Source organism: Leucobacter muris, assembly GCF_004028235.1.
GTDB lineage: Bacteria > Actinomycetota > Actinomycetes > Actinomycetales > Microbacteriaceae > Leucobacter > Leucobacter muris.
Genome location: NZ_CP035037.1, coordinates 1,093,748 through 1,118,171 on the forward strand (window position 1 = coordinate 1,093,748; position 24,424 = coordinate 1,118,171).

Consider the following 24,424-nt stretch of genomic DNA (forward strand, 5'->3'; position numbering starts at 1 on the left):
TAACCGCACCGATCGACGTTCAAGCACCTTGGTTCGGGCTGTCGGGGTGTCTGGGCGTCGATCGGTGCGCTTGGACGGCGGGGCGGGCTGGCTGAGGTGAGCCGGGCTGGGCCGGCGAAGGATCGCCTCGAGAAACCGGGTGACGCGCCCCGGGGATCGGCGTAGAGTCGGGGCATGAGCACGGACGACGGCCTCGCCGAACTCGATTTCACGGTGTTCGGCTTCATCTCCCGACCGCCCGCCGAGGTGTACGAGGCGGTGGCGGATCCCGCGATCCTGAGCCGCTACTTCACCACCGGGGGCGCGGCCGGCCGCATCGAGCCCGGCGCGACGGTGCAGTGGGACTTCGCCGACTTCCCCGGCGCGTTCCCGGTCGAGATCCTCGACGCCGCACCGCCCGCGCGCATCCTGCTGCGGTGGGCCGGCGACGCGTCTGCCACGCTCGACCCGCGCGGCACCGAGGTGGAGTTCGTGTTCCGCGCGGTCGACGGGGGAGCGCGCACGGAGGTGCGGATCGCGGAGCGGGCGTGGCACCCGACACCGGGCGGCGCGGTGGGGGCCTTCGGCAACTGCATGGGCTGGACGGGCATGCTCGCCGCGATGAAGGCCTGGCTCGAGCACGGGATCAACCTGCGCGACGGCTTCTACCGGTAGGCGGCGATCGGCATCCGTGCGCGCGTGACGCCTCGGAGCCGGCTGTCGCAGCGACTGCGGCGGCTCCGTCGGCGCCGAAGCCGCCGACCGAGCTGAAGCCACTGGGCGAGCCGAAGCCGCCGACCGAGCCGAAGCCGCCGGCCGAGCCGAAGCCGCCGGTCTCCCCGAAACGCGCGCGTTCGGAGAGCGCACGGGCGATCCCGAGCCTTTTCGAAGCCCCGGTGATACTCTGGTGGGGTGGGCACACGCCCACCATCAATGAAGAACCGAGCACGTCGGTCGGCGGGCTGGTCTTCGGTGGTGGATCCCTCTCCGCGCGACGAGGGTGATCTTCTACTGAACATCAGCACCCGGGCCTGTGCAGCTGTCGCTCGCAGCGTCTCGAGCTGCCGCCGCGTGCTCTCGCAAGTGAATGGAGAACCCGTGGAAGGTCCTGAGATCAAGTTCGCCGAGGCCGTGCTCGACAACGGCAAGTTCGGCAAGCGCACCATCCGTTTCGAGGCCGGCCGCCTCGCGCAGCAGGCGCAGGGCGCCGTCGCCGCATACCTCGACGAGGAGACCATGCTCCTCTCGGCCACCAGCGCGTCGAAGCACCCGAAGGATCACTTCGACTTCTTCCCGCTGACCGTCGACGTCGAAGAGCGCTCGTACGCCGCGGGCAAGATCCCCGGCTCGTTCTTCCGTCGCGAGGGCCGCCCCTCGACCGAGGCGATCCTCGTCTGCCGCCTCATCGACCGCCCGCTGCGCCCGTCGTTCGTCGACGGCCTCCGCAACGAGGTGCAGATCGTCGTCACCGTGCTGTCGATCGCGCCGGGCGAGTTCTACGACGCGCTCGCGATCAACGCCGCCTCGGCGTCGACCCAGATCTCGGGCCTGCCCTTCTCGGGCCCGATCGCGGGTGTGCGCCTCGCGCTCATCGGCGACCAGTGGGTCGCGTTCCCCAACGAGGAGCAGCTGAAGGAGGCCGTGTTCGACCTCATGGTCGCCGGCCGCGTCGTCACGAAGGCCGATGGCAGCGAGGACGTCGCCATCATGATGGTCGAGGCCGAGGCCACCGAGGGATCCTGGAACCTGATCCAGGCCGGCGCCACGAAGCCCGACGAGGCCGTCGTCGCCCAGGGTCTCGAGGCCGCCAAGCCCTTCCTCACCCAGCTGGTGAAGGCGCAGGAGCAGCTCGCCGCCCAGTCGGCGAAGGAGGTGCAGGAGTACCCCGTGTTCCTGCCCTACACCGATGAGCTCTACGCCGCCGTCGAGGCGCTCGCCGAGAGCGAGCTGGCCGGCATCTACCAGGTCGCCGACAAACAGGAGCGCCAGGACGCCGACGACGCGCTGAAGAGCCGCGTCAAGGAGGCCGTCGCGGCCAAGATCGAGGCCGGCGAGCTGCCCGCCGAGGTCGAGGGCCAGGTCTCGGCCGCCTACAAGGCGGTCACCAAGAAGATCGTGCGCGGCCGCATCCTCTCCGAGGGCGCCCGCATCGACGGCCGCGGCCTGCGCGACATCCGCGCGCTCGACGCCGAGGTGCAGGTGATCCCGCGCGTGCACGGCTCGGCGATCTTCCAGCGCGGCGAGACCCAGATCCTGGGCGTCTCCACGCTGAACATGCTGAAGATGGAGCAGCAGATCGACTCGCTGTCGCCCACCACCAGCAAGCGCTACATGCACCACTACAACTTCCCGCCCTACTCGACCGGCGAGACCGGTCGCGTGGGCAGCCCGAAGCGCCGCGAGATCGGCCACGGCTTCCTGGCCGAGCGCGCGCTCGTGCCGGTGCTGCCGAGCCGCGAGGAGTTCCCCTACGCGATCCGCCAGGTCAGCGAGGCGCTCGGCTCGAACGGCTCGACCTCGATGGGCTCCGTCTGCGCCTCGACGCTGTCGCTGCTCAACGCGGGCGTGCCGCTGCGCGCCCCCGTCGCGGGCATCGCGATGGGCCTCGTCTCCGACGAAGTCGACGGCGAGACCCGCTACGCGACCCTCACCGACATCCTGGGCGCCGAGGACGCGCTGGGCGACATGGACTTCAAGGTGGCCGGCACCTCGGAGTTCGTGACCGCGCTGCAGCTCGACACCAAGCTCGACGGCATCCCGAGCGACGTGCTCGCCGGTGCGCTGTCGCAGGCGAAGGAGGCGCGCACCACGATCCTCGACGTGATCTCGCAGGCGATCGACACCCCCGACGAGATGGCGCCCACCGCGCCTCGCGTCATCTCGGTGCAGATCCCCGTCGACAAGATCGGCGAGCTCATCGGCCCCAAGGGCAAGACGATCAACGGCATCCAGGATCAGACCGGCGCCGACATCTCGATCGACGACGACGGCACCGTGTACATCGGCGCGGTCGACGGCCCCTCGGCCGAGGCCGCCCGCGCGCAGGTCAACGCGATCGCCAACCCGCAGAACCCCGAGGTGGGCGAGCAGTACCTGGGCACCGTCGTGAAGAACGCCGCGTTCGGCGCGTTCGTCTCGCTGCTGCCCGGCAAGGACGGCCTGCTGCACATCAGCGAGGTGCGCAAGCTCGCCGGCGGCAAGCGCGTCGAGAGCGTGGACGACGTGCTCTCGATCGGGCAGAAGATCCTCGTGAAGATCACGAAGGTCGACGACCGCGGCAAGCTGTCGCTCGAGCCCGTGCTCGAGGAGCAGGCCGAGGAGGCCCCCGCGGCCGAGGCCGCAGCCGAGTAACTCCGGCCGATCCGCATCGAGAAGCGCCCGTCGCACCCCTCCCAGGGGGGGCGGCGGGCGCTTCCGCATCTGCGCGGCGATAGGGTTGTGGGATGCGCGAACCCATCCTGCTGCCGCTCGATCAGCCAGAGCTCGAGACAGATCTCGCCGGGGGCGTCGTGCGCCGCACCGTGCACCCGAGCGGTCTGCGCGTGCTCACCGAGCGCATGCCGAGCACCCGCAGCGCCTCGATCGGGTTCTGGGTGGGGGTCGGATCGCGCGACGAGCAGGCCGAGCGCGACGACGCACCGGGAAGTCTCGGATCCACGCACTTCCTCGAGCACCTGCTGTTCAAGGGCACGCCCACGCGCGACGCCTACTCGATCGCCACGAGCTTCGACCGCATCGGCGCCGAGCACAACGCGCTCACCGCCAAGGAGTACACCTGCTACTACGCGAAGGTGCGCGACGCCGACCTCGACGGGGCGGTGACGGTGCTGGCCGACATGGTGACCAACTCGGTGCTCGACGCCGACGAGTTCGAGATGGAGCGGGGAGTGATCCTCGAGGAGCTCGCCATGGCCGCCGATGACCTCGCGGACGTCGCCAATGAACGCTTCTTCGAGGCCGTGATGGGGGAGCACCCCCTGGGCCGGCCCATCGGCGGCCTCCCGGAGACGATCCGCGCGGCGCGGCGCGACGACGTCGACCTGCACTACCGGCACCGGTACGACCCGAGCACACTCGTGATCACCGCCGCGGGCGCCGTGGACCACGATCGGCTGGTCGAGCGCGTGCTCGAGGCGCTGAACCTTTCTCCCGAGGAGCGCTGGCACACCGACCGCTCGGCGGTGCCCGTGCGCCGGGCACCGGTGGAGCCGGCGACCCCGTCGCCTTCGGCGGGCCCGGGCGCGGACCTCGCAGGCGCGGGCGTCGCGGGCGGCGGGGAGCCCAGCGTGCGCATCACGGCCCGCCCGAGCGAGCAGATCAACCTGCTGATCGGCACCGAGGGGCTGCGCGCGAACGACCCGCGCCGCTTCGCGTTCGGGGTGATGAACTCGGTGCTCGGCGGCGGCATGTCGAGCCGGCTCTTCCAGGAGATCCGCGAGAAGCGCGGCCTCGCGTACACGGCCTACTCGTTCGGCGCCAGCTACAGCGACGCGGGGCTCTTCGGCATGTACGCCGGGTGCGCGCCCGAGAAGGCGGCCGAGGTGGTCGAGCTCAGCCGGCTCGAGCTGCAGCGCATGGCCGAGAGCGGCATCACCGAGGAGGAGCGCGATCGGGCGCTCGGGCAGATCGCGGGGTCGTCGGCGCTCGCGCTCGAGGACAGCGACACCCGGATGGGACGTCTCGCCCGCGCGGAGCTCGGCAGCGGCGAGCTCTACGACCTCGACGCTTCGCTGGAGCGCTTCACCGCGGTCACGGGCGACGAGATCCGGGCTATCGCGGCGGAGCTCGCGGCGCGCCCGCTCACCATCGTGGCGGTGGGCGACACCGCCCGGTCGACGCTCGCCGCGAGCGAGTAGCCTAGAACCATGTCTGTGAGCGTTGCGGTGGCGGGGGCCACCGGTCGTCTGGGGTCTCTCGTCTGCCAGGTGGTCGAGGAGCACCCCGATTTCGAGCTGGTCGCACGGCTCGACAGCGGCTCCGGCCCCGAGGAGGGCGCTGAGGCGCGGATCCTCGTCGACGTCAGCCACCCCGACGCCTCACCGGCCATCGTGGCTCGCGCGCTCGAGCGCGGCCAGCGCGTGATCGTGGGCACGAGCGGCTGGTCGGCGGATCGCCTCGCCGAGCTCGAGGATCGCCTCGCCGGCCTGCCCGGTTCGGGGGCGATCGTGGTGCCCAACTTCTCGCTCGGCTCGGTGCTCGGCACGACGCTTGCGCGCATCGCGGCCCCCTACTTCGACGCGATCGAGGTGGTCGAGGCGCACCACCCGAAGAAGGTCGATTCGCCCTCGGGCACGGCGGTGCGCACGGCGGAGCTGATGGCTGAGGCCCGGGACGGCCGCGAGGTCGAGGCGCCGTTCGCCGAGCAGCCCGCGCGGGGCCAGCTCGTCGCCGGCATCCCGGTGCACAGTCTGCGGCTCGCGGGTGTGGTGGCGAAGCAGGAGGTGCGCTTCGGCGGCCCCGGCGAGGTGCTCACCGTCACGCACGACACCCACTCGAACGAGGCCTACCGGGCCGGCATCCGCGCCGCGCTCGAGGCCGCGGACGCCGCTCGCGGGCTCACGGTGGGGCTCGACCGGGTGCTCGGGATCGCCGTGCCCGGAGACGGCGCGTGAGCGCGCGCGCGAGGTCGGTCCTCGGCGTCGCGATCATGAGCGCGCTGCTCGTGCTCTACTTCGTGTTCGCCGGCATCCGCGCGGTCGCGCTGCTCGCCTCGCGCGAGCCGATCCCGGTGATCATGGGGGCGGCGATGCTGATCCTGCCCCTGCTCGGCGTCTGGGCGCTGGTGCGCGAGCTGCAGTTCGGCCGCAGTGCGACCCGGCTCGCCGATCGGCTCGCGGCCGAGGGCCGCATGCCCGAGGAGCCCGTCGCCACGCACCCCTCCGGTCGGCCCGTGCGGGAGGACGCCGACGCCGCGTTCCCGCGCTACCGCGCCGAGGCCGAGGCCGATCCCGAGTCGTGGCAGGCCTGGATGCGGCTCGGCATCGTGTACGACGCCTGCGGTGACCGACGGCGCGCAAGAGGGGCGATCCGACAAGCGATCTCGCTCGAACGCGACGAAATTCGTGGGGCATCGGCCCAGAGTTAGGGAAATCCGAAGTTCGGGCCTACAATCGTCGGCGGACGGCAGCAGGACGGGGCCCGGATGACCCCGCGATCATCCTGCCGCCGAATGCGCGAACACGCTCCGGTGCGTGGGAAAGCAACGGTGAAGAAGATATGGCCAAGTACGACCTCACGGCCGCCGACCCGGCGACGCGAACCCTGGACTCGGTGACGGGGATCAGCAAGAAGGGGCTTCCTTCGGGGACCGTGGGGGTGCTCGGCGCCCTCGTCATCGGACTCTCGACCTGCGCCCCGGCCTACACGCTGACCTCGGCGGTCGGCCCGGCGGCGAGCGAGGTCGGCTACCAGACCCCCGCCATCTTCCTCATGGGCTTCATCCCGATGCTGCTCGTCGCGCTCGGCTACCGCGCCCTCAACTCGGCGATGCCCGACTCGGGAACGTCGTTCACCTGGGCGACCCGCGCCTTCGGCCCGTGGATCGGCTGGATGGCGGGCTGGGGCCTCATCGCCGCGACCGTGCTCGTGCTCTCGAACCTCACGGGCATCGCGGTCGAGTTCCTCTTCCAATCGATCAGCATCCTCGTCGGCGACCCCTCGATCGCCGAGATCGCGGGCAACCGCTTCATCAACATCCTCGTCTGCCTCGGCTTCATGGCCATCGCGACCTTCATCTCCTACCGGGGCATGACCTCGACCAAGGTGTTCCAGTACATCACGGTCGCGTTCCAGATGATCGTGCTCGTCTGGTTCATCATCGCGATGTTCGTCGGCGCCGCCGATCCGTCCAACACCGAGGGCAGCCTGCCCGAGCTGTCGTGGTTCAACCCGCTCGAGGTCGACGGCTTCAGCGCCTTCGCCGCGGGCATCGCGGTCTCGATCTTCGTGTACTGGGGCTGGGACACGGTGCTCACCATGGGCGAGGAGACCAAGCCCTCGAAGGGTCGTCTCTCGACCGAGAGCAAGGCCGCGATGATCCTCGTCGTGATCCTCGTGGTGCTCTACGTCGGCACCGCCGCCGCGACCGTGGCCTACGCCGGTCTCGGCGACGGCCCCACCGGTCTCGGCAATCCCGACATCGCCGAGAACGTGTTCGCGGCGCTCGCCCACCCGGTGATGGGGCCCGTCGCGATCCTGCTCTCGCTCGCGATCCTCGTCAGCGCCATGGCGTCGATCAACTCGACCGCCATCTCGCCCGCGCGCACGCTGCTCGCCATGTCGCACTACCGCGCCCTGCCCGCCTCGATCAAGCGCATCCACCCCAAGTACAAGTCGCCCTACGTGGCTCTGCTCTGGTCGTCGATCGTGGCCTCCGCGTTCTACGCCGTGATGCGCTTCATCAGCGAGGACGTGCTGTGGGACACCATCACGGCGCTCGGCATGATGGTCTGCTTCTACTACGGCATCACCGCGCTCGCGAGCCCCTGGTACTTCCGCAAGACCGCGGTCAAGGAGGGCGCGGGCTCCGTGATCTCGAAGATCGTGCTGCCGGGCATCGGCGGCGTGCTGCTGCTGATCGTGTTCGTGCAGACCACGATCGACAGCATGGACCCGGGCTTCGGATCGGGCAGCAACATCGGCGGCATCGGTCTCGTCGGCATCATCGGCGTGGTGGTGCTCGGCCTCGGCGTCGTGCTCATGCTGCTGCAGGCGCGCGTCTCGCCCGAGTTCTTCAAGGGTCGCGTGCTCGCGAAGGCCGATGCGAGCAACGACACGTCGGCGCTGCAGCTCTTCGACGACGGTCTCGACGGCTAGCGCCGCGGTCAGCACCGGGCCTCGGACGACGAGCGGGCGGATCGGCTGAGCGCCGGTCCGCCCGCTCGTCATCGGAGGGGTACCCGGCGGTTTCGCAGACTCCCACTCGTTAGGATGCTCACTGGAGCCGCAGGGGAGGGGGTGGGGCCGGGATGAGGAAACAGACGGACCGCTCGCTGGCCGCGGCAGCGTTCTACATCGCCGGGGGCCTATTCCCGCTGCTCAACGCCACAGTGTTCAAGCTCGTGGACGGGCCGCGCTACGATCTGCTGCTGATCGCGACGCTCTGCTTCGGCTGCTCGTTCGGCATCCTCCTCGCGGGCGAGCGCTTTTCGAAGGCGGCCGCGGGCGCGGTGATGTGCCTGCCGCTCATCACGGTGGTGCCGAACGTGCTGCTCTCTTCGCACGAGCTGCGCGTCTTCTCGTCGGGGTTCTTCTTCTTCCCGTACTTCATCTTCCTGGTGTGGTTCCTGCCGACCTGGTTCGCGCGCCTGCTCGGCTACAGCTGGCTCGCGCTGTTCTGCATGATCGTGGTGCTCAGGTACGGCACGGATCCGCTCTCGGGACTGCTGATGCTCGTCGTGAGCGGCGCCGTCCTCGGCGAGCTGGTGGGCCGCTTCAAGCAGCGGATCGAGCGCGAGGCAGTCACCGATCCGCTGTGCCGCGTCTGGAACCGCCGCGGCTTCGAGTCCCTGCTGTCGAAGGCCGTCGCGACGGCCGAGCGCAATGAGCGTCCGCTCGCACTCGTCTATCTGGATCTCGACGATTTCAAAGCGATCAACGACGGCCGCGGCCACATCGTCGGCGACCAGACGCTTCGGGATTTCGCGCGCGAGGTCGATCTGCAGATCCGCACCGAAGACGTGTTCGCGCGGTTCGGGGGTGACGAGTTCGCGCTGCTGCTCATCGACAGCGACGCGGAGCAGGCGCTCGAGACCGCTGAGCGACTGCGTCGCGAGATCCCGGATCCCGCCTGGTCGTTCGGCATCTCCGAGTGGCAGCCGGGCGAGAAGCCGAGGGATTTCATATCGCGAGCCGACCTGCGCATGTTCGATGACAAGCAGCGCCGCAAGAAGGCCGCGGTAGACTCTGTACCGTGAGTGCGAACGCGATCCCCACCCCCTACGAAGACCTGCTGCGCGAGGTGCATGAGCACGGCACTCCCAAGAGCGACCGCACCGGCACGGGCACCCGCAGCCTCTTCGGGCGGCAGATCCGCTTCGACCTCGCCGATTCGTTCCCGCTGATCACCACGAAGCGCGTGCACTTCAAGTCGGTGGCGGTCGAACTGCTGTGGTTCCTGCGCGGCGAGGGCAACATCGACTTCCTCAAGCAGCACGGGGTGACCATCTGGGACGAGTGGGCCGACGAGAACGGCGACCTCGGCCCCGTCTACGGCGTGCAGTGGCGCTCGTGGCCCGCTCCGGGCGGCGAGCACATCGACCAGATCTCGCGGGTGATCGAGCAGCTGCGCGACAACCCCGACTCGCGACGCCTCATCGTGTCGGCCTGGAACGTCGCCGACATCGACGAGATGGCGCTCGCCCCCTGCCACGCGTTCTTCCAGTTCTATGTGGCCGACGGCAGGCTCTCGTGCCAGCTCTACCAGCGCTCGGCCGACATGTTCCTCGGCGTGCCCTTCAACATCGCGAGTTACGCCCTGCTCACCCTCATGGTGGCGCAGCAGACGGGGCTCGAGCCGGGCGAGTTCGTGTGGACCGGCGGCGACTGCCACATCTACGACAACCACGTCGAGCAGGTCGAGCGCCAGCTGGCGCGCGATCCGTTCCCGTACCCGACCATCGAGATCCGCAAGGCCGACTCGATCCTCGACTACACTCTCGACGACTTCGAGGTGGTCGGCTACGAGCACCATCCCGGCATCAAGGCCCCGGTGGCGGTCTGAGCCGTGACGCGCGCGGATGAGCTGCGGCCCGAGCTGACCGCGGGCGTCGGCGAGGGGATCGGCATGATCTGGGCCGAGGCGCGGGGCGGCGCCATCGGCCGCGGTGGCACGATGCCCTGGCACCTGCCCGAGGATCTCGCGCACTTCAAGACCACCACGTGGGGGGCGCCCGTCATCATGGGTCGCCGCACCTGGGAGTCGCTGCCCGAGCGCTTCCGGCCGCTGCCCGGCCGCGAGAACGTGGTCGTCACGCGCTCGGCGGGCTTCGAAGCGCGCGGCGCGGCGGCGGTGCCGTCGATCGAGAAGGCGCTCGAGCGCACGCGCGGCAGCGTGCGCGACGAGTACGAGACGCACCTGCGTCGGCTGGCCGAGGATCCCGGCACGAGCTGCCAGGATCCGGGCGCCTGGCCGCCCAGGGCGGCATGGATCATGGGCGGCGGGCGGCTGTATCGCGCCGCGATGCCGTTCGCCGACGAGCTGGTGGTGACGAGGATCGAGCTCGACGTGCCCGACGCCGACACGTTCGCGCCTCAGATCGGGCCCGAGTGGCGGCTCGCCGAGCAGGGCGGCCCCCTCGTCTCGACGACGGGGCTCGGCTACCGGTTCGAGCGCTGGCTGCGCCGCTGAGAGCGACGATCGCGGGCGGAAGCGGCGGCGCCGAACCCGACTGCGGCGGCGCCCCCGGAACCGGCGGCCTCGCTGAAACCGCCGGGTTCGGCGGGGCGGGGCGCAGACTGCGGGGCCCGGGTCAGCAGAGTCCGGTAGCCTAGTACGGTGGCAATCCAGCAAAACCCCTTCGGTCAGGTGCTCGTCGCGCTCGTCACGCCCTTCCAGGCTGACGGCGAGGTCGATTGGCCGGCCGTCGAGAAGCACATCGACGACTGCATTCAGAGCGGTGCCGACGGCATCGTGGTCACCGGCACCACCGGCGAGACCTCCACGCTGACCGACCCCGAGAAGATCAAGCTCGTCGAGGTCGCCAAGTCGGTGGCCGCCGGCCGCGCGAAGATCATCACGGGCGGCGGGTCCAACGAGACCGCGCACGCCATCGAGCTCTACCAGGCCAGCGAGAAGGCCGGCGCCGACGGCGTCATGATCGTCACCCCCTACTACAACAAGCCCACCCAGGCGGGCCTGCTCACGCACTTCCGCATGGTCGCCGACGCGACCGACCTGCCGGTGATCCTGTACGACATCCCCGGCCGCACCGGCGTGCCCATCAAGTACGAGACGATCCTGCGTCTCGCGAAGCACCCCAACATCCTCGCCGTGAAGGACGCCAAGGGCGACTTCAGCGAGGAGAGCCGAGTGCTCAACCAGACCGACCTCATGTACTTCTCGGGCGACGACGCCAACGTGCTGCCGCACCTCTCGATCGGCGCGACCGGCCTCATCGGCGTGACCGCCAACATCGCCTCGGCGCCCTACCGCGCCATCATCGACGCCGTCAACGCCGGCGACCTGCACACGGCCCGCGACGCCCACCAGCGCCTCGAGCCGCTCGTGCGCGCGGTGATGACGCACGTGCCCGGCACGGTCGCGGCGAAGTACATCCTGCACGGCCTCGGCCGCATCGGCAGCCCGCGCGTGCGCCTGCCCCTCGTGGGGCCGGAGGAGTGGGAGGCCGCCCTCATCGAGGACGAACTCGCGCTCGTGGCCGACGTGCCCGGCGTCGACCTCTCGAACTTCAGGCCGGACCGCAATGCGGCTGCCGGCGGTGCCCTGCCCCAGATCGCAGGCACCACCCGCTAACGAAGCGGCCCCCTGAGCCTGTCGCAGGGGGAACCCAATAGCTGCTCCCCTCGACAGGCTCGGGGAGCAGGCAAGGAACACATGACGAACCCCCCCTACGCCCCGCCCAAGCTCGAGAAGGGCACCCTTCGCATCACGCCGCTCGGCGGTCTCGGCGAGGTCGGTCGCAACATGACCGTCTACGAGATCGACGGCAAGCTGCTGATCGTCGACTGCGGCGTGCTCTTCCCCGAGGTGCAGCACCCGGGCGTCGACCTGATCCTGCCCGACATCAGCAAGATCGAGGACCGCCTGGGCGACATCGTCGCCGTCGTGCTCACGCACGGCCACGAGGATCACATCGGCGGCGTGCCCTACCTGCTCAAGCTGCGCGAGGACATCCCCCTCGTGGGCTCGCGCCTCACGCTCGCCTTCGTCGAGGCGAAGCTCAAGGAGCACCGCATCCGGCCGAAGACCCGCGTCGTCGCCGAGGGCGACCGCGTCGAGTACGGCCCCTTCGACCTCGAGTTCGTCGCGGTCAACCACTCGATCCCCGACGCCCTGGCCGTCGCGATCCGCACCGACGCCGGTCTTGTGATCGGCACGGGCGACTTCAAGATGGATCAGCTGCCGCTCGACGGCCGCATCACCGACCTCCGCGCCTTCGCGAAGCTGGGCGAGGAGGGCGTCGACCTCTTCATGACCGACTCGACGAACGCCGACGTGCCCGGCTTCACGCCGCTCGAGAAGAACATCGGCCCCGTCATCGAGCAGGTCATCGCGAAGACGCCGGGCAAGGTCGTCGTCGCGAGCTTCTCGAGCCACGTGCACCGCGTGCAGCAGGTGCTCGACGCCGCCCACGCGAACGGCCGCCGCGTCGTGCTGCTCGGCCGCTCGATGGTGCGCAACATGAAGATCGCGGCCGACCTCGGCTACCTCGACGTGCCCGAGGGCGTGCTCGTGGACCTCAAGAAGAGCGGCGACATCCCGGATCACCGCATCGTCTACATGTCGACCGGTTCGCAGGGCGAGCCGATGGCGGTGCTCAGCCGCATGGTCAACCGCGAGCACCAGGTCGAGGTAGGCGACGGCGACACCGTCATCATGGCGTCCAGTCTGATCCCGGGCAACGAGACCTCCGTCTACCGCGTGATCGACGGGCTCATCAAGCTCGGCGCCAACGTGGTGCACAAGGGCAACGCGAAGGTGCACGTGTCGGGTCACGCCGCCGCGGGCGAGCTGCTCTACTGCTACAACATCGTGCGCCCCAAGAACGTCATGCCGATCCACGGCGAGTACCGCATGCTGGTGGCCAACGCCGCGCTCGCGATCGAGACGGGCGTGCCGCAGAACCGCACCGTCATCGCCGAGAACGGTACCGTCGTCGACCTCGCCGACGGCGTCGCCCGCGCGGTGGGCCAGCTCGACACCGAGTTCATCTACGTCGACGGCAAGAGCGTCGGCCGGGTCACCGACGACGATCTGCGGGACCGCCGCACGCTCGCCGAGGAGGGCTTCATCTCGGTGATCACCGTGGTCGAGCCCACGACCGCGCACATCGTGTCGGGCCCCGACATCCACGCGAAGGGCGTCGCCGAGGAGGCGCGGGTCTTCGAGAAGATCAAGCCGCAGATCGCCGACGCGCTGGAGGCGGCCATGCAGGACGGCGTGACCGACCACCACCAGCTGCAGCAGATCACGCGCCGCACCATCGGCCGCTGGGTCGGCACGAAGCTGCGCCGCAAGGCGATGATCGTGCCCGTCGTGGTGGTGGTGTAGCGAGTGTCGGGATCCCTCTCGGGAGCGGCCGGCTCACCGGGGGCGACCGCCCCCGGGGGAGCGGTCGCGCGCTTCGCGGGCGACGCCGAGCGCGCCGACTGGGACGCGCTGATCGCTGCGAACCCGGGGGGCGGCGAGGTCTGGATGGGCGACGCCTATCTCGACGTGAAGCGCCGAGAGGGCCGCTACCGCGATCACCGCGTGATCGTGGAGCGCCCCGGACGGGCCCCGATCGCCGTGGGTGTGCTCGCGAAGCGGGTGCCCCTGCTGGGGGAGTGGTGGCACCTGCCCGCCGGCCCCGCCGGTGAGAGCACCGAGGCCGTGCTCGAGGCCGCGGCGGCCGTCGCGGCGCTCGCGCGATCCCGCGGCGCGTTCCTGCTGAAGATCGAGCCCCGGCTGGATCCCTCGGCCCGCGACGCGATCCACGCCGCCGGCTACCGCGACACCGTGCGCATCGTGCCGAACCCCTCGACCGTGATCGTCGACCTCGGCGACCCCGCCCGCTCCGAGGAGCAGCTCCTCGCCGGGCTCGGCAAGAAGGCCCGCAACTCGATCAACCGCGCGAAGCGCGACGGCATCGTCGCGACGCGGGTGTCCGCCACCGACGAGCACTGCGCAGCGCTCTACCGCCTGCTGCAGGAGACCGCCGAGGGCCGCTTCGTGCTGCGCTCCGAGCGCTACTACCGCGAGTTCTGGCAGTCGTTCGAGCGCGCCGGATCCGGCCAGATGTTCCTCGCCCACCGCGACGACGCCGACGGCCGCCCCCAGCTCATCGCCGGCGCCTACGCGATGGCGCTCGGCGCGAAGACCACCTACAAGGACGGCGCCTCGGTGCGCGCGAAGACGGCCTACGGGGCCTCGCACGCCCTGCAGTGGGAGGTGATCCGCTGGGCTCACGAGCGCGGCGCGGTCGCCCACGACCTCTGCGGTGCGCCGCCCGCGGCTCGCGCCGACGACCGAGAGCACCCCCTCCACGGCGTGGGACAGTTCAAACGCTCCTTCTCGCCGGACATCACCGACTACGCGGGGGCGTTCGACCTGCCGCTGAAGCCCGCGGCGTACCGCTTGTGGGCGACGCTCGGCGACCGTCTCGCCCGCCGCGCCTCGCTCGCGATCCGGAAGGACCCGTACTACTGATGGCCGCTGCGGGACTCATGCGCGCGAGCGCGGTGATGGCATCCGGCACCATGGTGTCGCGCATCCTCGGGCTCGCGAAGGCGATGCTGCTCGCCTACGCGATCGGATCGGTCGGCTCGGTCTCGGCCGACGCGTTCCAGAACGGCAACCTGCTGCCCAACACGCTCTACATGATCCTGCTCGGCGGCATGCTCAACGCCGTGCTCGTGCCGCAGATCGTGAAGGCCGCGAAGAACCCCGACGGCGGCGCCGGCTACATCAACAAGATCCTCACGCTCATCTCGGTGGGCATGTTCGGCATCACGGTGCTCGCGATGCTCGCGGCGCCCTGGATCGTGCGGCTCACCGCGATGGCCTGGCCCCCCGAGCAGCTCGCCCTCGCGACCGCCTTCGCCTACTGGTGCCTGCCGCAGATCGTGTTCTACGGCCTCTACACCGTGCTGGGCGAGGTGCTGAACGCCCGCAGCGTGTTCGGGCCGTTCACCTGGGCGCCCGCGCTGAACAACGTCATCGCGATCGCCGGCATCGTCGTGTTCATGCTGATGTTCGGGGCCGACCCGACCGGCGGGCTGCGCTCGGTCGTCGACTGGGACGCGCTCTCGATCGGCGTGCTCGCGGGCAGCGCCACGCTCGGCGTCGCGGCGCAGGCGCTGATCCTGTTCGTCTCGTGGCGCAAGGCCGGCATCCGCTACCGCCCCGACTTCAAGTGGAAGGGCATGGGCCTCGGCCACACCGCCCGCATCGCGGGCTGGAGCCTCGCGACCATCACCGTGATGCAGCTCGGCGGCTTCGTCACCAACAACATCGTCGCGACGGGCACCGGGGCCGGCCCCTCGACGAGCGCGATGGCGAACGTCTGGCTCATCTTCATGATGCCGCACTCGGTGATCGCGGTCTCGCTCGCCACGGCCTACTTCACGCGGCTCTCGGAGTGGGGACAGACCGGTCGCATGGCCGAGTTCGTCGCGGACTTCTCGGCCTCGGCCCGGCAGATCGCGCTCGTCATGGTGCTCGCCGCTTCGGCCGTGTTCGCGGCGGCGCCGTTCGTGGCGCGCATCATCAACTTCGGCGCGACGCCGCTGCAGGTCGATCAGTTCTCGGAGGCGCTGCAGGCGTACGTGGTGAGCCTCGCCGCCTACAGCTTCCTGTTCATCGTGCAGCGCGCCTTCTACGCGCTCTCCGATACGCGCACCCCGTTCCTCTTCACCTCGGTGCAGATGGGACTCGTCATCGCGCTGTCGCTGCTGCTGCTGCTCGCCCCGCCCGCGAAGGTCGGCATGCTGTTCGCCGGGGTGTGGTCGTTCGCCACGATCGTGCAGGCGCTGCTGGCCACGTGGCTGCTGCGACGCAAGATCGGCTCGATCGACGGCCGCCGGATCGCGCAGAGTCTCGTGAAGTTCGTGCTCGCCGCGGTTCCGGCCGTGGCGCTCGGCCTGCTCGCGACGTGGCTGCTGCGGCTCGCCGTGCCCGCGTACGACGCGGTGCTCGCGATCCCGTTCGCCGCCGCGGTGGCGGGGATCGTCGCCGCCGTCTACGTGGTCGCGCTTCGTCTGCTGCGCTCGCCCGAACTCGCCGAACTCACCGGCTTCGTCTCACGCAAACTCGGAAGGAACCGTTCGTGACCTCCCTCACCGTGACCCCCTGCACCGACCGGGAGCTCTGGGACTCGACCGTCAAGCGCCTCGGCGGGCATCCGCTGCAGCTGTGGGGCTGGGGCGAACTCAAGTCGGCGCACCGCTGGAGCGCCGAGCGCGTGCTCGTGCGCTCGGGATCCGGCGCCTCCGCCGACGTGGTGGGCGCCTGCCAGCTGCTGACCCGCACCCTGCCGGGGCCGCTCGGCGGCTTCGTCTACGCCCCCCGCGGCCCCGTCCTCGCGCACGCCTGGGGCGAGTCGGCGGCGGGGGATCCCGATCTCCCGGCCGCGCAGCCCGCGCCCGCCGAGGTGGCCGACGCCGTCGCCGCGCACGTGCACGGCTCCCGGCGGGCCGTCGCGGTGTCGATCGAGCCCGACGAGGACGCGGAAGTCTTCCCGCTCTCGGGCGGCTGGCGCGAGGCGAAGACCCCGGTGCTGCCCGCGAGAACCCTGATCCTCGACCTGCGGCGCTCCGAGGACGAACTACTCGCCGACATGTCGAAGAAGCACCGCCAGTACGTGCGCAAGGCGGGCCGCGAGGAGTCGCTGTCGATCCGGCCCGTCGAGACAATCGCGCAGCTCGACGAGTGCCTCGAGGTCTACCGCCAGACGAGCGAGCGCGCCGACTTCGGCCTGCACGAGGATTCCTACTACCACGACGCGTTCACGATGCTCGGCGACGATTCGCCCGTGTGGGCCGCGTACGTCGAGGAGCGGCCGGTCGCGTTCCTGTTCATGGCGAAGTCGGCGCGCACCGCCTTCGAGCTCTACGGCGGCATGGACGAGACCGGGCAGCGGCTGCGCGCGAACTACGCGCTCAAGTGGCACGTGATCCGCGAGATGAAGCGGCTCGGGATCGAGCGCTACGACTTCGGCGGCCTCATCAACGACGGCGTGACCACGTTCAAGAAGGGCTGGGCCTCGCACGAGAACCTGCTCGCAGGGTCGTGGGACCGGCCGGGGCCGGGCTACCGGGTCTGGGCCGAGGGCCTGCCGCTCGTGAAGAAGGCGGTGCGGGCGTTGCGACGACGCGGAGCGTCGGCGTAGACCGCAGTGCCGCCCACGGCGGCAGCCTACGGAGCGGAGCGAGGGGTAGCGGGCGTTGCGACGACGCGGAGCGTCGGCGTAGCCCGCAGTGCCGCCCACGGCGGCGAAACGGGGCACCTCGGAGCGTCACGTCGCGAATGTCGGCGGTCGAACGTACCCTTTTAGCATGGCCAGCAAAACTTCGTCGCGCGAAAAATCGGGCAAGACCACGGCACGGGGATCCCGCGCCGGGTCGTCCCGTGCCACCGCGAAGACGCGGGTGCTCGCCGAGCCCGAGCCCCGCGAGAACGGGATCGTGCGCGCCTGGAACGGCCTCGCCCACGCGATCGGCGGCGCGGCGCGCGCCTTCCGTCTCGAGCCTCTCGCCCCCGAGGATCGACGCGACGGCATCCCGCTGCTGCTGATGCTGCTCGCCGTCGCGGGCGCCGTGGTCGAGTGGTTCATGATCGGCCAGCCGGTGGCCGTGCAGCTCGACGCATGGTCGTTCGGCGGCCTCTTCGGCCGGGTGGCGTTCGGGCTTCCGATCATCATGGTCGGCTTCGCGCTGTGGCTGTTCAACCACCCCTCGAGCGTCAACGACAACCGCCGCATCGCGATCGGCCTCTTCATCGCGATCATGAGCGTCGCCGGTCTGTCCCACATCTACGGCGGGCGGCCGATCCCGAGCCAGGGCATGCCGGCGCTCGCCGAGGCGGGCGGGCTGCTCGGCTGGATGGTGGGCGCGCCTCTGCTCGCGCTGACGGTGTGGGTGGCGACCCCGGTGCTGTCGCTGATGCTGCTCTTCTCGGTGCTCATCGTCACGAAGACGCCTCCGGGGCGCATCGTGCGGCGGCTGCACGAGGCGTACGAGTTCCTGTTCGGTGTGACCGAGGGCGCCGACGCCCAGACCGACGAGCGCCCGGCGAAGTCGCGCCGCCGAGACAAGGAGTCGCAGCAGGCGCTCTTCGATCTCGAGAGCGAGAACGAGACGGGCGACGGCTCGCTGCCGTGGTGGCGGCGCAACGCCTCCGGTCGAGAAGAAGACCCCGAGTACGCCGACGACAAGTCTGCGCTCGACTCCGCGCTCGAGCCGAGCGCCCCCGACGCGCAGAGCGAGGGCGCCTTCGAGTCCGCGCTCGCCCCCGACGCCGCCGACCCGTTCCCGGCGGGCCTCTTCGACGAGCTCGAGCAGGCCGAGGCGGCCGTGGAGGCCGCGGGCGCGACGCGGGCGTCGGGGCTGGGCGACGATTCGTGGGACGACTTCTCGGCGGCCGCCGAGCCCGCACCGACCTCACAGCTGCCCGAGGTCGCAGACGCGGCGCCGTTCGCGGTCGCGCCTCCCCACGATCCGGCGCAGCGCGAGTACCTGCTGCCCGACCAGGGCACGCTGGCGACGGGCGACGCCCCCAAGACCCACACCGAGGCGAACGACCAGATCATGGCCGCGATCGCGCGGGTGTTCGAGGAGTTCAAGGTCGACGCGCGTGTGAGTGGGTTCTCCCGGGGCCCGACCGTCACCCAGTACGAGGTCGAGCTCGGGCCGGGTGTCAAGGTCGAGAAGGTCACGGCGCTGTCGAAGAACCTGTCGTACGCGGTGGCGTCGAACGAGGTGCGCATCCTCTCTCCGATCCCGGGCAAGAGCGCGATCGGCATCGAGATCCCCAACAAGGATCGTGAGAACGTCGCCCTCGGCGACGTGCTGCGCTCGAGCCGTGCTCAGCGCAGCGCGCACCCCATGACCATCGGCGTCGGCAAAGACGTGAAGGGCGGCTTCGTCGTCGCGAACCTCGCTAAGATGCCCCACCTGCTCGTGGCCGGCGCCACCGGCTCGGGCAAGTCGAGCTTCATCAACTCGATGATCACGAGCATCCTCATGCGGGCGACCCCCGCCGAGGTGCGCATGGTGCTCGTCGATCCGAAGCGCGTCGAGCTCACCGTCTACCAGGGCGTGCCCCACCTCATCACCCCCATCATCACGAACCCCAAGAAGGCGGCCGAGGCGCTGCAGTGGGTCGTGAAAGAGATGGACATGCGCTACGACGATCTGGCGAGCTTCGGCTTCCGCCACATCGACGACTTCAACGAGGCCGTGCGCTCCGGGTCTATCGTGCTGCCCGAGGGCAGCCAGCGCGTGCTCAAGCCGTACCCGTACCTGCTGGTGGTGGTCGACGAGCTCGCAGACCTCATGCTGGTGGCGCCCCGCGACGTCGAGGATTCGATCCAGCGCATCACCCAGCTCGCCCGTGCCGCGGGCATCCACCTGGTGCTCGCGACGCAGCGCCCGTCGGTGAACGTGGTGACGGGCGTGATCAAGTCGAATGTTCCGAGCCGCTACGCGTTCGCGGTGGCGTCGGGCACCGACTCCCGCGTCATCCTCGACGAGGTGGGCGCCGAGCGCCTCATCGGCCAGGGCGACGGCCTGCTGCTGCTCAACGGCGAGTCGACGCCGATGCGCGTGCAGGGCGCCTGGGTGGGGGAGCCCGAGATCGCGAAGGTGGTCGCCCACGTCAAGGCCCAGGCTCAGCCCGAGTACCGGCCCGACGTGGCGCAGGTCGCCGAGAAGAAGGAGATCGACGAAGACATCGGAGACGACCTCGAGGTGCTGCTCGCGGCTATCGAGCTCGTGGTCACTTCGCAGTTCGGCTCGACCTCGATGCTGCAGCGCAAGCTGCGCGTCGGCTTCGCGAAGGCCGGCCGGCTCATGGACCTCATGGAGTCGCGCGACATCGTGGGTCCCTCCGAGGGTTCGAAGGCGCGAGACGTGCTCGTCTCGCCCGAGCAGCTGCCCGAGGTGATCGCCCGCATCAAGGGAGGCCCCGCAGCTCCGGCCCCCTTCCAGCAGCCCGCAGCCGCACCGGAGCGCCCCCAGGCGGCCCCCGCCGCCGCGGCCAGCCCCGAGGCGAATGCCGGGGAGCACGACGCCGCGACCGATGTGATCGAACCGCTCACGGAGTCCGACGGTTTCGGCGACGATCGCTACGACGACCCGGTGGCGAAGTACCAGGCCACGCTCGAAGAGGTCGACGGCGACGACGACGAGGACGCCTGGCAGCTGACGGGCCGAGAATGAGCCGGGACCGCTGGTCGCGAGCGAACGCGAGGAAGAGATGACCGCACAGGATTCACCGGCGAGGCCGAGCAATTGGAACGCCCCGAACATCATCACGGTGGCGCGCATCATCGCGACGCCGTTCTTCCTCTGGATGCTGCTGGCCGACGGCGGTCAGGGCGGCCCGCTGCGCTGGGCGTCGGCGGTGTTCTTCGTGCTCGCGATCGCGACCGACGCGTGGGACGGGCACCTCGCGAGATCCCGCGGTCTCATCACCGACCTCGGCAAGCTGCTCGACCCGATCGCCGACAAGGCGCTCACGGGTGCCGCGCTCGTGGGGCTCTCGATCCTCGGCGAGCTGCCGTGGTGGGTGACCATCGTGGTGCTGGTGCGCGAGATCGGCATCACCGTGCACCGCCTCATGATCGCGCACGACGTGGTGGTCGCTGCCGCCTGGATGGGCAAGCTCAAGACGGTCGTGCAGGCCGTCGCGATCACACTCGCCCTGCTGCCCCTCGCCGGGGTGCTGGGACCGGCCGCCCCCGTGGCCTACTGGGCGAACGTGATCACCATGACCGCGGCGGTCGCGCTCACGATCATCAGCGGCGTCGACTACGTGGTCGCCTTCATGCGCGCGAAGCGGGTCCGCTCGTGAAGCCCATCGGCCAGGGCTCGCCCGGCGCCGGCGGCGAGCTCGCCCGGGCCGTGGTCGAGATCGCGGCGGCGCGGGGGCTGCGCATCGCCGTCGCCGAGTCGCTCACGGGCGGGCTGCTCGCCGACGCGCTCGTGTCAGTGCCCGGCTCTTCGCGGGTCTTCTCGGGCGGGGTCGTGGCCTACGACACCGCACTGAAGCACTCCGTGCTCGGAGTCGACGACGAACTGCTGCGAGAGAAGGGCCCCGTCGACGGCGAGGTGGCGCGTCAGATGGCCAGGGGCGTGCGTGAGCTCTGCGCAGTGCCCCGCGCGGACGGGGCGGAACCGGAGCCCGCCGATATCGGCCTGGCGACCACCGGCGTCGCGGGTCCCGAACCCGACCCGCAGACGGGCCAGCCGGTCGGCACCGTGTGGGTGGGGCTGTGCCTCGGCGACCGGGCCCGCTCGGTGGAGTACTCGCTCTCGGGGGACCGCGGCGAGATCCGCAATGGCTCTGTCGCGGCGGCTCTCGAACTGCTCGTCGGCGAGCTCGGCGCATCGGAACTTGAGTCGGACTGACTCAAGTTCAGCAAAGTTTCAGGAATAGGCGCGGTAGTGTCGGGGTTATTCCCAGTGACTCCCTCCACACTGGAGGGGCGTCCCCGCTGTGGCGGCTTGTCGATGAGCGGGTATTGTGGAGCATGACCCCGTGTCATGCAGTGAAGGAGGGTTCACATGGTGCTGATGCGTCAAGAGATCGGCGACGTGCTGCGTGACTTCCGGCTGCAGAAGGGGCGCACGCTGCGACAGGTCGCCGGTGATGCGAGCGTGGCGCTCGGCTACCTGAGCGAGGTGGAGCGCGGCCAGAAGGAGGCCTCGAGCGAGATTCTCGCCGCGGTCGCCGATGCGCTGGATACGCCGCTGTCCGTGATCATGGGCGAGGTGAGCGAGCGGCTCGCCGTGGTCGAGGGGCTGTCGATGCCTCTCGCCGGCCGGGTTCCGGATACGGTGCCGGCCGAGTTGATGTCGGGCTACGCGCCCGAGCTGGTGTCGTAACCCTTCGTGAAGCTGAGTGAGTTCCGGCGCGCTTGCGCCGACGAGTTCGGCGACGATTACTCCGGAGTGCTGATCCGGGATCACTGGCTCGCCGCGCTCGCCGGCACACCGGCCGAGGCGCTCGAGCGCGGGGTTCCGGCGCGCGAGGTCTGGGCGGCGCTGTGCGTCGACCTCGATGTTCCGCTCGAGCGGCGCCACGGCCGCGGTCTGCTCGAGCCCCGCGACTGAGGGGCGTTCGCCGGGGTCGGAAGCGCGATCCCGATCCCGGCGTCGTGCTGCGCAGGGGCGCCGTGCGGCGGCGAATCGCAACTGGTCGCGACACGCGCGTCCGTCGTGCAAACGCGGCAGCGTTTGCGCATGGCGCGAAAGCGCCGCACACGGCGGCGAATCACAACTGGTCGCGACACGCGACTCCTTGCGCTTCGAATATGTGTTCGAATCGTGGTAACTTCGTGCACAGGTAGCCGATTCGCCGACTTATCCTCAGACTCGCCGCTCGATCCAAGAATGTCAGTGGTCCGTCCTAGGGTGTGAAGCAACCGGATATCGATGCCTTGTCTGCCCCATCATCGGGGTCGAGACAGTCGGTAGGCAGCAGTCGAGCGGCGCCGCCGCGCACATCGAAGGAGCAAGATCATGGCAGCACCCAAGTCCCCCGTGGGGGCACCCAAGGATCGTGAGAAGGCGCTCGAAGCGGCCCTCGCGCAGATCGACAAGAACTTCGGCAAGGGCGCGATCATGCGCATGGGAAGCGTCGAGCGCGCGCCCGTCGAGGTGATCCCCACCGGTTCGGTCGCCCTCGACGTCGCGCTCGGCATCGGCGGGCTGCCGAGGGGTCGCATCATCGAGATCTACGGCCCCGAGTCGTCGGGCAAGACCACACTCACCCTGCACGCGATCGCCAATGCGCAGCGCGCGGGTGGCATCGCCGCGTTCATCGACGCCGAGCACGCGCTCGATCCCGAATACGCGAAGAAGCTGGGCGTCGACATCGATGCGCTGCTCGTGGCCCAGCCCGACACCGGCGAGCAGGCGCTCGAGATCGCCGACATGCTCATCCGCTCGGGCTCGGTCGACCTCGTCGTCATCGACTCCGTCGCGGCGCTCGTGCCGAAGGCCGAGATCGACGGCGAGATGGGCGACAGCCACGTCGGTCTGCAGGCTCGACTCATGTCGCAGGCGCTGCGCAAGATCACCGGCAGCCTGAACGCCACCAAGACCACCGCCATCTTCATCAACCAGCTGCGCGAGAAGGTGGGCGTGTTCTTCGGCAGCCCCGAGACCACCTCCGGCGGTAAGGCGCTCAAGTTCTACGCCTCGGTGCGTCTCGACATCCGTCGCATTCAGACGCTCAAAGACGGCACCGACGCGGTGGGCAACCGCACTCGCGTCAAGGTCGTGAAGAACAAGATGGCGCCTCCCTTCAAGCAGGCCGAGTTCGACATCCTCTACGGTGTGGGCATCTCGCGCGAGGGCTCGCTCATCGACTACGGCGTCGAGCAGGGCTTCATCAAGAAGAGCGGCGCCTGGTTCACCTACGACGGCGATCAGCTCGGTCAGGGCATGGAGAATGCTCGCCGCTTCCTCATTCAGAACCCCGACGTCGCGGCTGAGATCGAAGAGAAGATCCTCACGAAGCTCGGCGTCAACGGGCGCAGCGAAGAACCTGCTGAGCCCGAGGCCCCGGCGGTGACGCCGCTCGCCGAGCCCGAGCAGCGCGCCAGCGCCTGAGCCCGTGGCCGTTCGTTTCCTGCCTCCGCCCGAGCAGCGGCCCGCGGGCGGGTCTCCGAGCCGAGCCGACCTGGCTGAGGCCATCGAACTGCGTTCGCGGCTCGGGGGCCCCGGCTGGGGTGAGACGCCGTCCGAACCGCAGTCGGAGTCGCCGCGCGAACGCGGGCATGAGTACCGCGAGCCCGAGCGTCCGGAATCCGGTCCCGAGCAGTCTGAGGTGCCCGGCGTCTCCGGCCCCTCGCGGGTGTCGAGCGACGGCGATCCTCGAACGACCGAGGCCGAGCCGTCGGCGGTCGCCGAGATCCGTGCGCGTCTGCAGTCGATCGTGAGCATGGACGCGTTCCGCGATGGCGGCACCGCTTCTGCCCCCGGGGCCGACGCAGCGTGCGTGGCAGACGCCGAGCCGGGCGCCGAGGCGACCGCCGCTGCCGACGATGAAGACGACCGCAGTTCGGCCTACGACGACGGGGTGCGACTGCTCGCGCGCCGAGCCCGATCGAGCGGCGAGCTGCGCGAAGAATTGCAGCGGCTCGAGCATCCCGCTCACGAGGTCGAGACGGTCATCGCCGAGTTCGAGCAGAGCCACTATCTCGACGACGAGGGCCTCGCCCGCGCGGTCACCGAGAAACTGCGCGAGACGAAGCGGGCCAGCCGGGCGCAGATCCGCATCAAGCTGCGAGAGCGGCGGCTCCCCGACTCAGCCATCGAGGAGGCCCTCGGGCAGCTGGACACCGACGAGGAGTTCGCCCTGCTGCGGGAGACCGCTCAGAACCGGGCGCGCAAGCTCGGAGGCCTCGACCGGCAGACCGCCGAGCGCCGGCTGCTCGGCTTCCTCGCCCGCCGCGGCTGGTCCGGAGAGCCCGCGATGCGCGCAGCCCGGGAAGCGCTCGACGGCGGAGCAGGCGGTGGCTCCGGCGTGCGGTTCCGCTGAGGGCGCGGCCGATGCCGC

21 protein-coding genes are annotated in these 24,424 nt (G+C 70.2%); all 21 read left to right on the forward strand.

What is annotated here, in order from left to right; all coding sequences use genetic code 11:
* The first annotated feature begins 174 nt into the window (after nt 1–174).
* The 21 genes from Leucomu_RS05125 (at nt 175) to Leucomu_RS05230 (ending at nt 24,406) form a co-directional block, all read left to right on the forward strand.
* On the forward strand, nt 175–654 hold the full coding sequence (locus Leucomu_RS05125; protein ID WP_128386536.1) for an SRPBCC domain-containing protein: 480 nt from the start codon (nt 175–177) through the stop codon (nt 652–654).
* 423 nt (nt 655–1,077) lie between these two features.
* Nucleotides 1,078–3,330, forward strand: coding sequence for a polyribonucleotide nucleotidyltransferase (locus Leucomu_RS05135; RefSeq protein ID WP_017882677.1), 2,253 nt, complete (start codon nt 1,078–1,080; stop codon nt 3,328–3,330).
* 92 nt (nt 3,331–3,422) lie between these two features.
* Nucleotides 3,423–4,835 carry a M16 family metallopeptidase gene (locus tag Leucomu_RS05140; RefSeq protein WP_128386537.1) on the forward strand — a complete coding sequence of 471 codons (1,413 nt, stop codon included), beginning with the start codon at nt 3,423–3,425 and terminating at the stop codon, nt 4,833–4,835.
* A gap of 9 nt (nt 4,836–4,844) precedes the next feature.
* Nucleotides 4,845–5,591: a 4-hydroxy-tetrahydrodipicolinate reductase gene (dapB, locus tag Leucomu_RS05145; protein WP_128386538.1), complete on the forward strand. Its 747-nt coding sequence runs from the start codon at nt 4,845–4,847 to the stop codon at nt 5,589–5,591.
* A complete protein-coding gene (locus Leucomu_RS05150) occupies nt 5,588–6,064 on the forward strand; it encodes a hypothetical protein (protein ID WP_017882680.1) in 477 nt (158 codons plus the stop codon). Before dapB ends, Leucomu_RS05150 begins: the two co-directional genes overlap by 4 nt.
* A gap of 131 nt (nt 6,065–6,195) precedes the next feature.
* Nucleotides 6,196–7,794 (forward strand): APC family permease, encoded by a 1,599-nt coding sequence (locus Leucomu_RS05155; RefSeq protein ID WP_128386539.1) that lies wholly within the window; start codon nt 6,196–6,198, stop codon nt 7,792–7,794.
* A 152-nt stretch (nt 7,795–7,946) separates the two neighbouring features.
* Nucleotides 7,947–8,894, forward strand: coding sequence for a GGDEF domain-containing protein (locus Leucomu_RS05160; protein ID WP_128386540.1), 948 nt, complete (start codon nt 7,947–7,949; stop codon nt 8,892–8,894).
* Nucleotides 8,891–9,700: a thymidylate synthase gene (locus Leucomu_RS05165; protein WP_017882683.1), complete on the forward strand. Its 810-nt coding sequence runs from the start codon at nt 8,891–8,893 to the stop codon at nt 9,698–9,700. Before Leucomu_RS05160 ends, Leucomu_RS05165 begins: the two co-directional genes overlap by 4 nt.
* Before the next feature lie 3 nt (nt 9,701–9,703).
* Nucleotides 9,704–10,327 (forward strand): dihydrofolate reductase, encoded by a 624-nt coding sequence (locus tag Leucomu_RS05170; RefSeq protein WP_323368304.1) that lies wholly within the window; start codon nt 9,704–9,706, stop codon nt 10,325–10,327.
* Between the two features lie 147 nt (nt 10,328–10,474).
* Nucleotides 10,475–11,452 carry a 4-hydroxy-tetrahydrodipicolinate synthase gene (dapA, locus tag Leucomu_RS05175; protein WP_128386541.1) on the forward strand — a complete coding sequence of 326 codons (978 nt, stop codon included), beginning with the start codon at nt 10,475–10,477 and terminating at the stop codon, nt 11,450–11,452.
* 81 nt (nt 11,453–11,533) lie between these two features.
* Nucleotides 11,534–13,210, forward strand: a complete 1,677-nt coding sequence (locus Leucomu_RS05180; RefSeq protein WP_128386542.1) for a ribonuclease J — start codon at nt 11,534–11,536, stop codon at nt 13,208–13,210.
* A 3-nt stretch (nt 13,211–13,213) separates the two neighbouring features.
* On the forward strand, nt 13,214–14,347 hold the full coding sequence (locus Leucomu_RS05185) for a lipid II:glycine glycyltransferase FemX (protein WP_128386543.1): 1,134 nt from the start codon (nt 13,214–13,216) through the stop codon (nt 14,345–14,347).
* Nucleotides 14,347–15,969 carry a murein biosynthesis integral membrane protein MurJ gene (gene murJ, locus Leucomu_RS05190; RefSeq protein WP_128386544.1) on the forward strand — a complete coding sequence of 541 codons (1,623 nt, stop codon included), beginning with the start codon at nt 14,347–14,349 and terminating at the stop codon, nt 15,967–15,969. The genes Leucomu_RS05185 and murJ overlap by 1 nt, the downstream gene beginning before the upstream one ends.
* The gene (locus Leucomu_RS05195; protein ID WP_128386545.1) at nt 15,966–17,027 is read left to right on the forward strand and encodes a lipid II:glycine glycyltransferase FemX; all 1,062 of its coding nucleotides are present in this window, start codon (nt 15,966–15,968) and stop codon (nt 17,025–17,027) included. Before murJ ends, Leucomu_RS05195 begins: the two co-directional genes overlap by 4 nt.
* 166 nt (nt 17,028–17,193) lie before the next feature.
* Nucleotides 17,194–20,076, forward strand: a complete 2,883-nt coding sequence (locus Leucomu_RS05200) for an FtsK/SpoIIIE family DNA translocase (protein ID WP_128386546.1) — start codon at nt 17,194–17,196, stop codon at nt 20,074–20,076.
* Nucleotides 20,077–20,113: 37 nt separating this feature from the next.
* Nucleotides 20,114–20,710, forward strand: coding sequence for a CDP-diacylglycerol--glycerol-3-phosphate 3-phosphatidyltransferase (gene pgsA, locus Leucomu_RS05205; protein ID WP_128386547.1), 597 nt, complete (start codon nt 20,114–20,116; stop codon nt 20,708–20,710).
* Nucleotides 20,707–21,267 carry a CinA family protein gene (locus Leucomu_RS05210; protein WP_128386548.1) on the forward strand — a complete coding sequence of 187 codons (561 nt, stop codon included), beginning with the start codon at nt 20,707–20,709 and terminating at the stop codon, nt 21,265–21,267. Before pgsA ends, Leucomu_RS05210 begins: the two co-directional genes overlap by 4 nt.
* Nucleotides 21,268–21,423: 156 nt before the next feature.
* Nucleotides 21,424–21,744 carry a helix-turn-helix domain-containing protein gene (locus Leucomu_RS05215; protein WP_017882693.1) on the forward strand — a complete coding sequence of 107 codons (321 nt, stop codon included), beginning with the start codon at nt 21,424–21,426 and terminating at the stop codon, nt 21,742–21,744.
* A 6-nt stretch (nt 21,745–21,750) separates the two neighbouring features.
* Nucleotides 21,751–21,972: a DUF3046 domain-containing protein gene (locus tag Leucomu_RS05220; RefSeq protein ID WP_128386549.1), complete on the forward strand. Its 222-nt coding sequence runs from the start codon at nt 21,751–21,753 to the stop codon at nt 21,970–21,972.
* A 429-nt stretch (nt 21,973–22,401) separates the two neighbouring features.
* Nucleotides 22,402–23,475, forward strand: a complete 1,074-nt coding sequence (gene recA / locus Leucomu_RS05225) for a recombinase RecA (RefSeq protein ID WP_017882695.1) — start codon at nt 22,402–22,404, stop codon at nt 23,473–23,475.
* A 4-nt stretch (nt 23,476–23,479) separates the two neighbouring features.
* Nucleotides 23,480–24,406, forward strand: coding sequence for a regulatory protein RecX (locus tag Leucomu_RS05230; protein WP_128386550.1), 927 nt, complete (start codon nt 23,480–23,482; stop codon nt 24,404–24,406).
* The last annotated feature ends 18 nt before the right edge of the window (nt 24,407–24,424 follow it).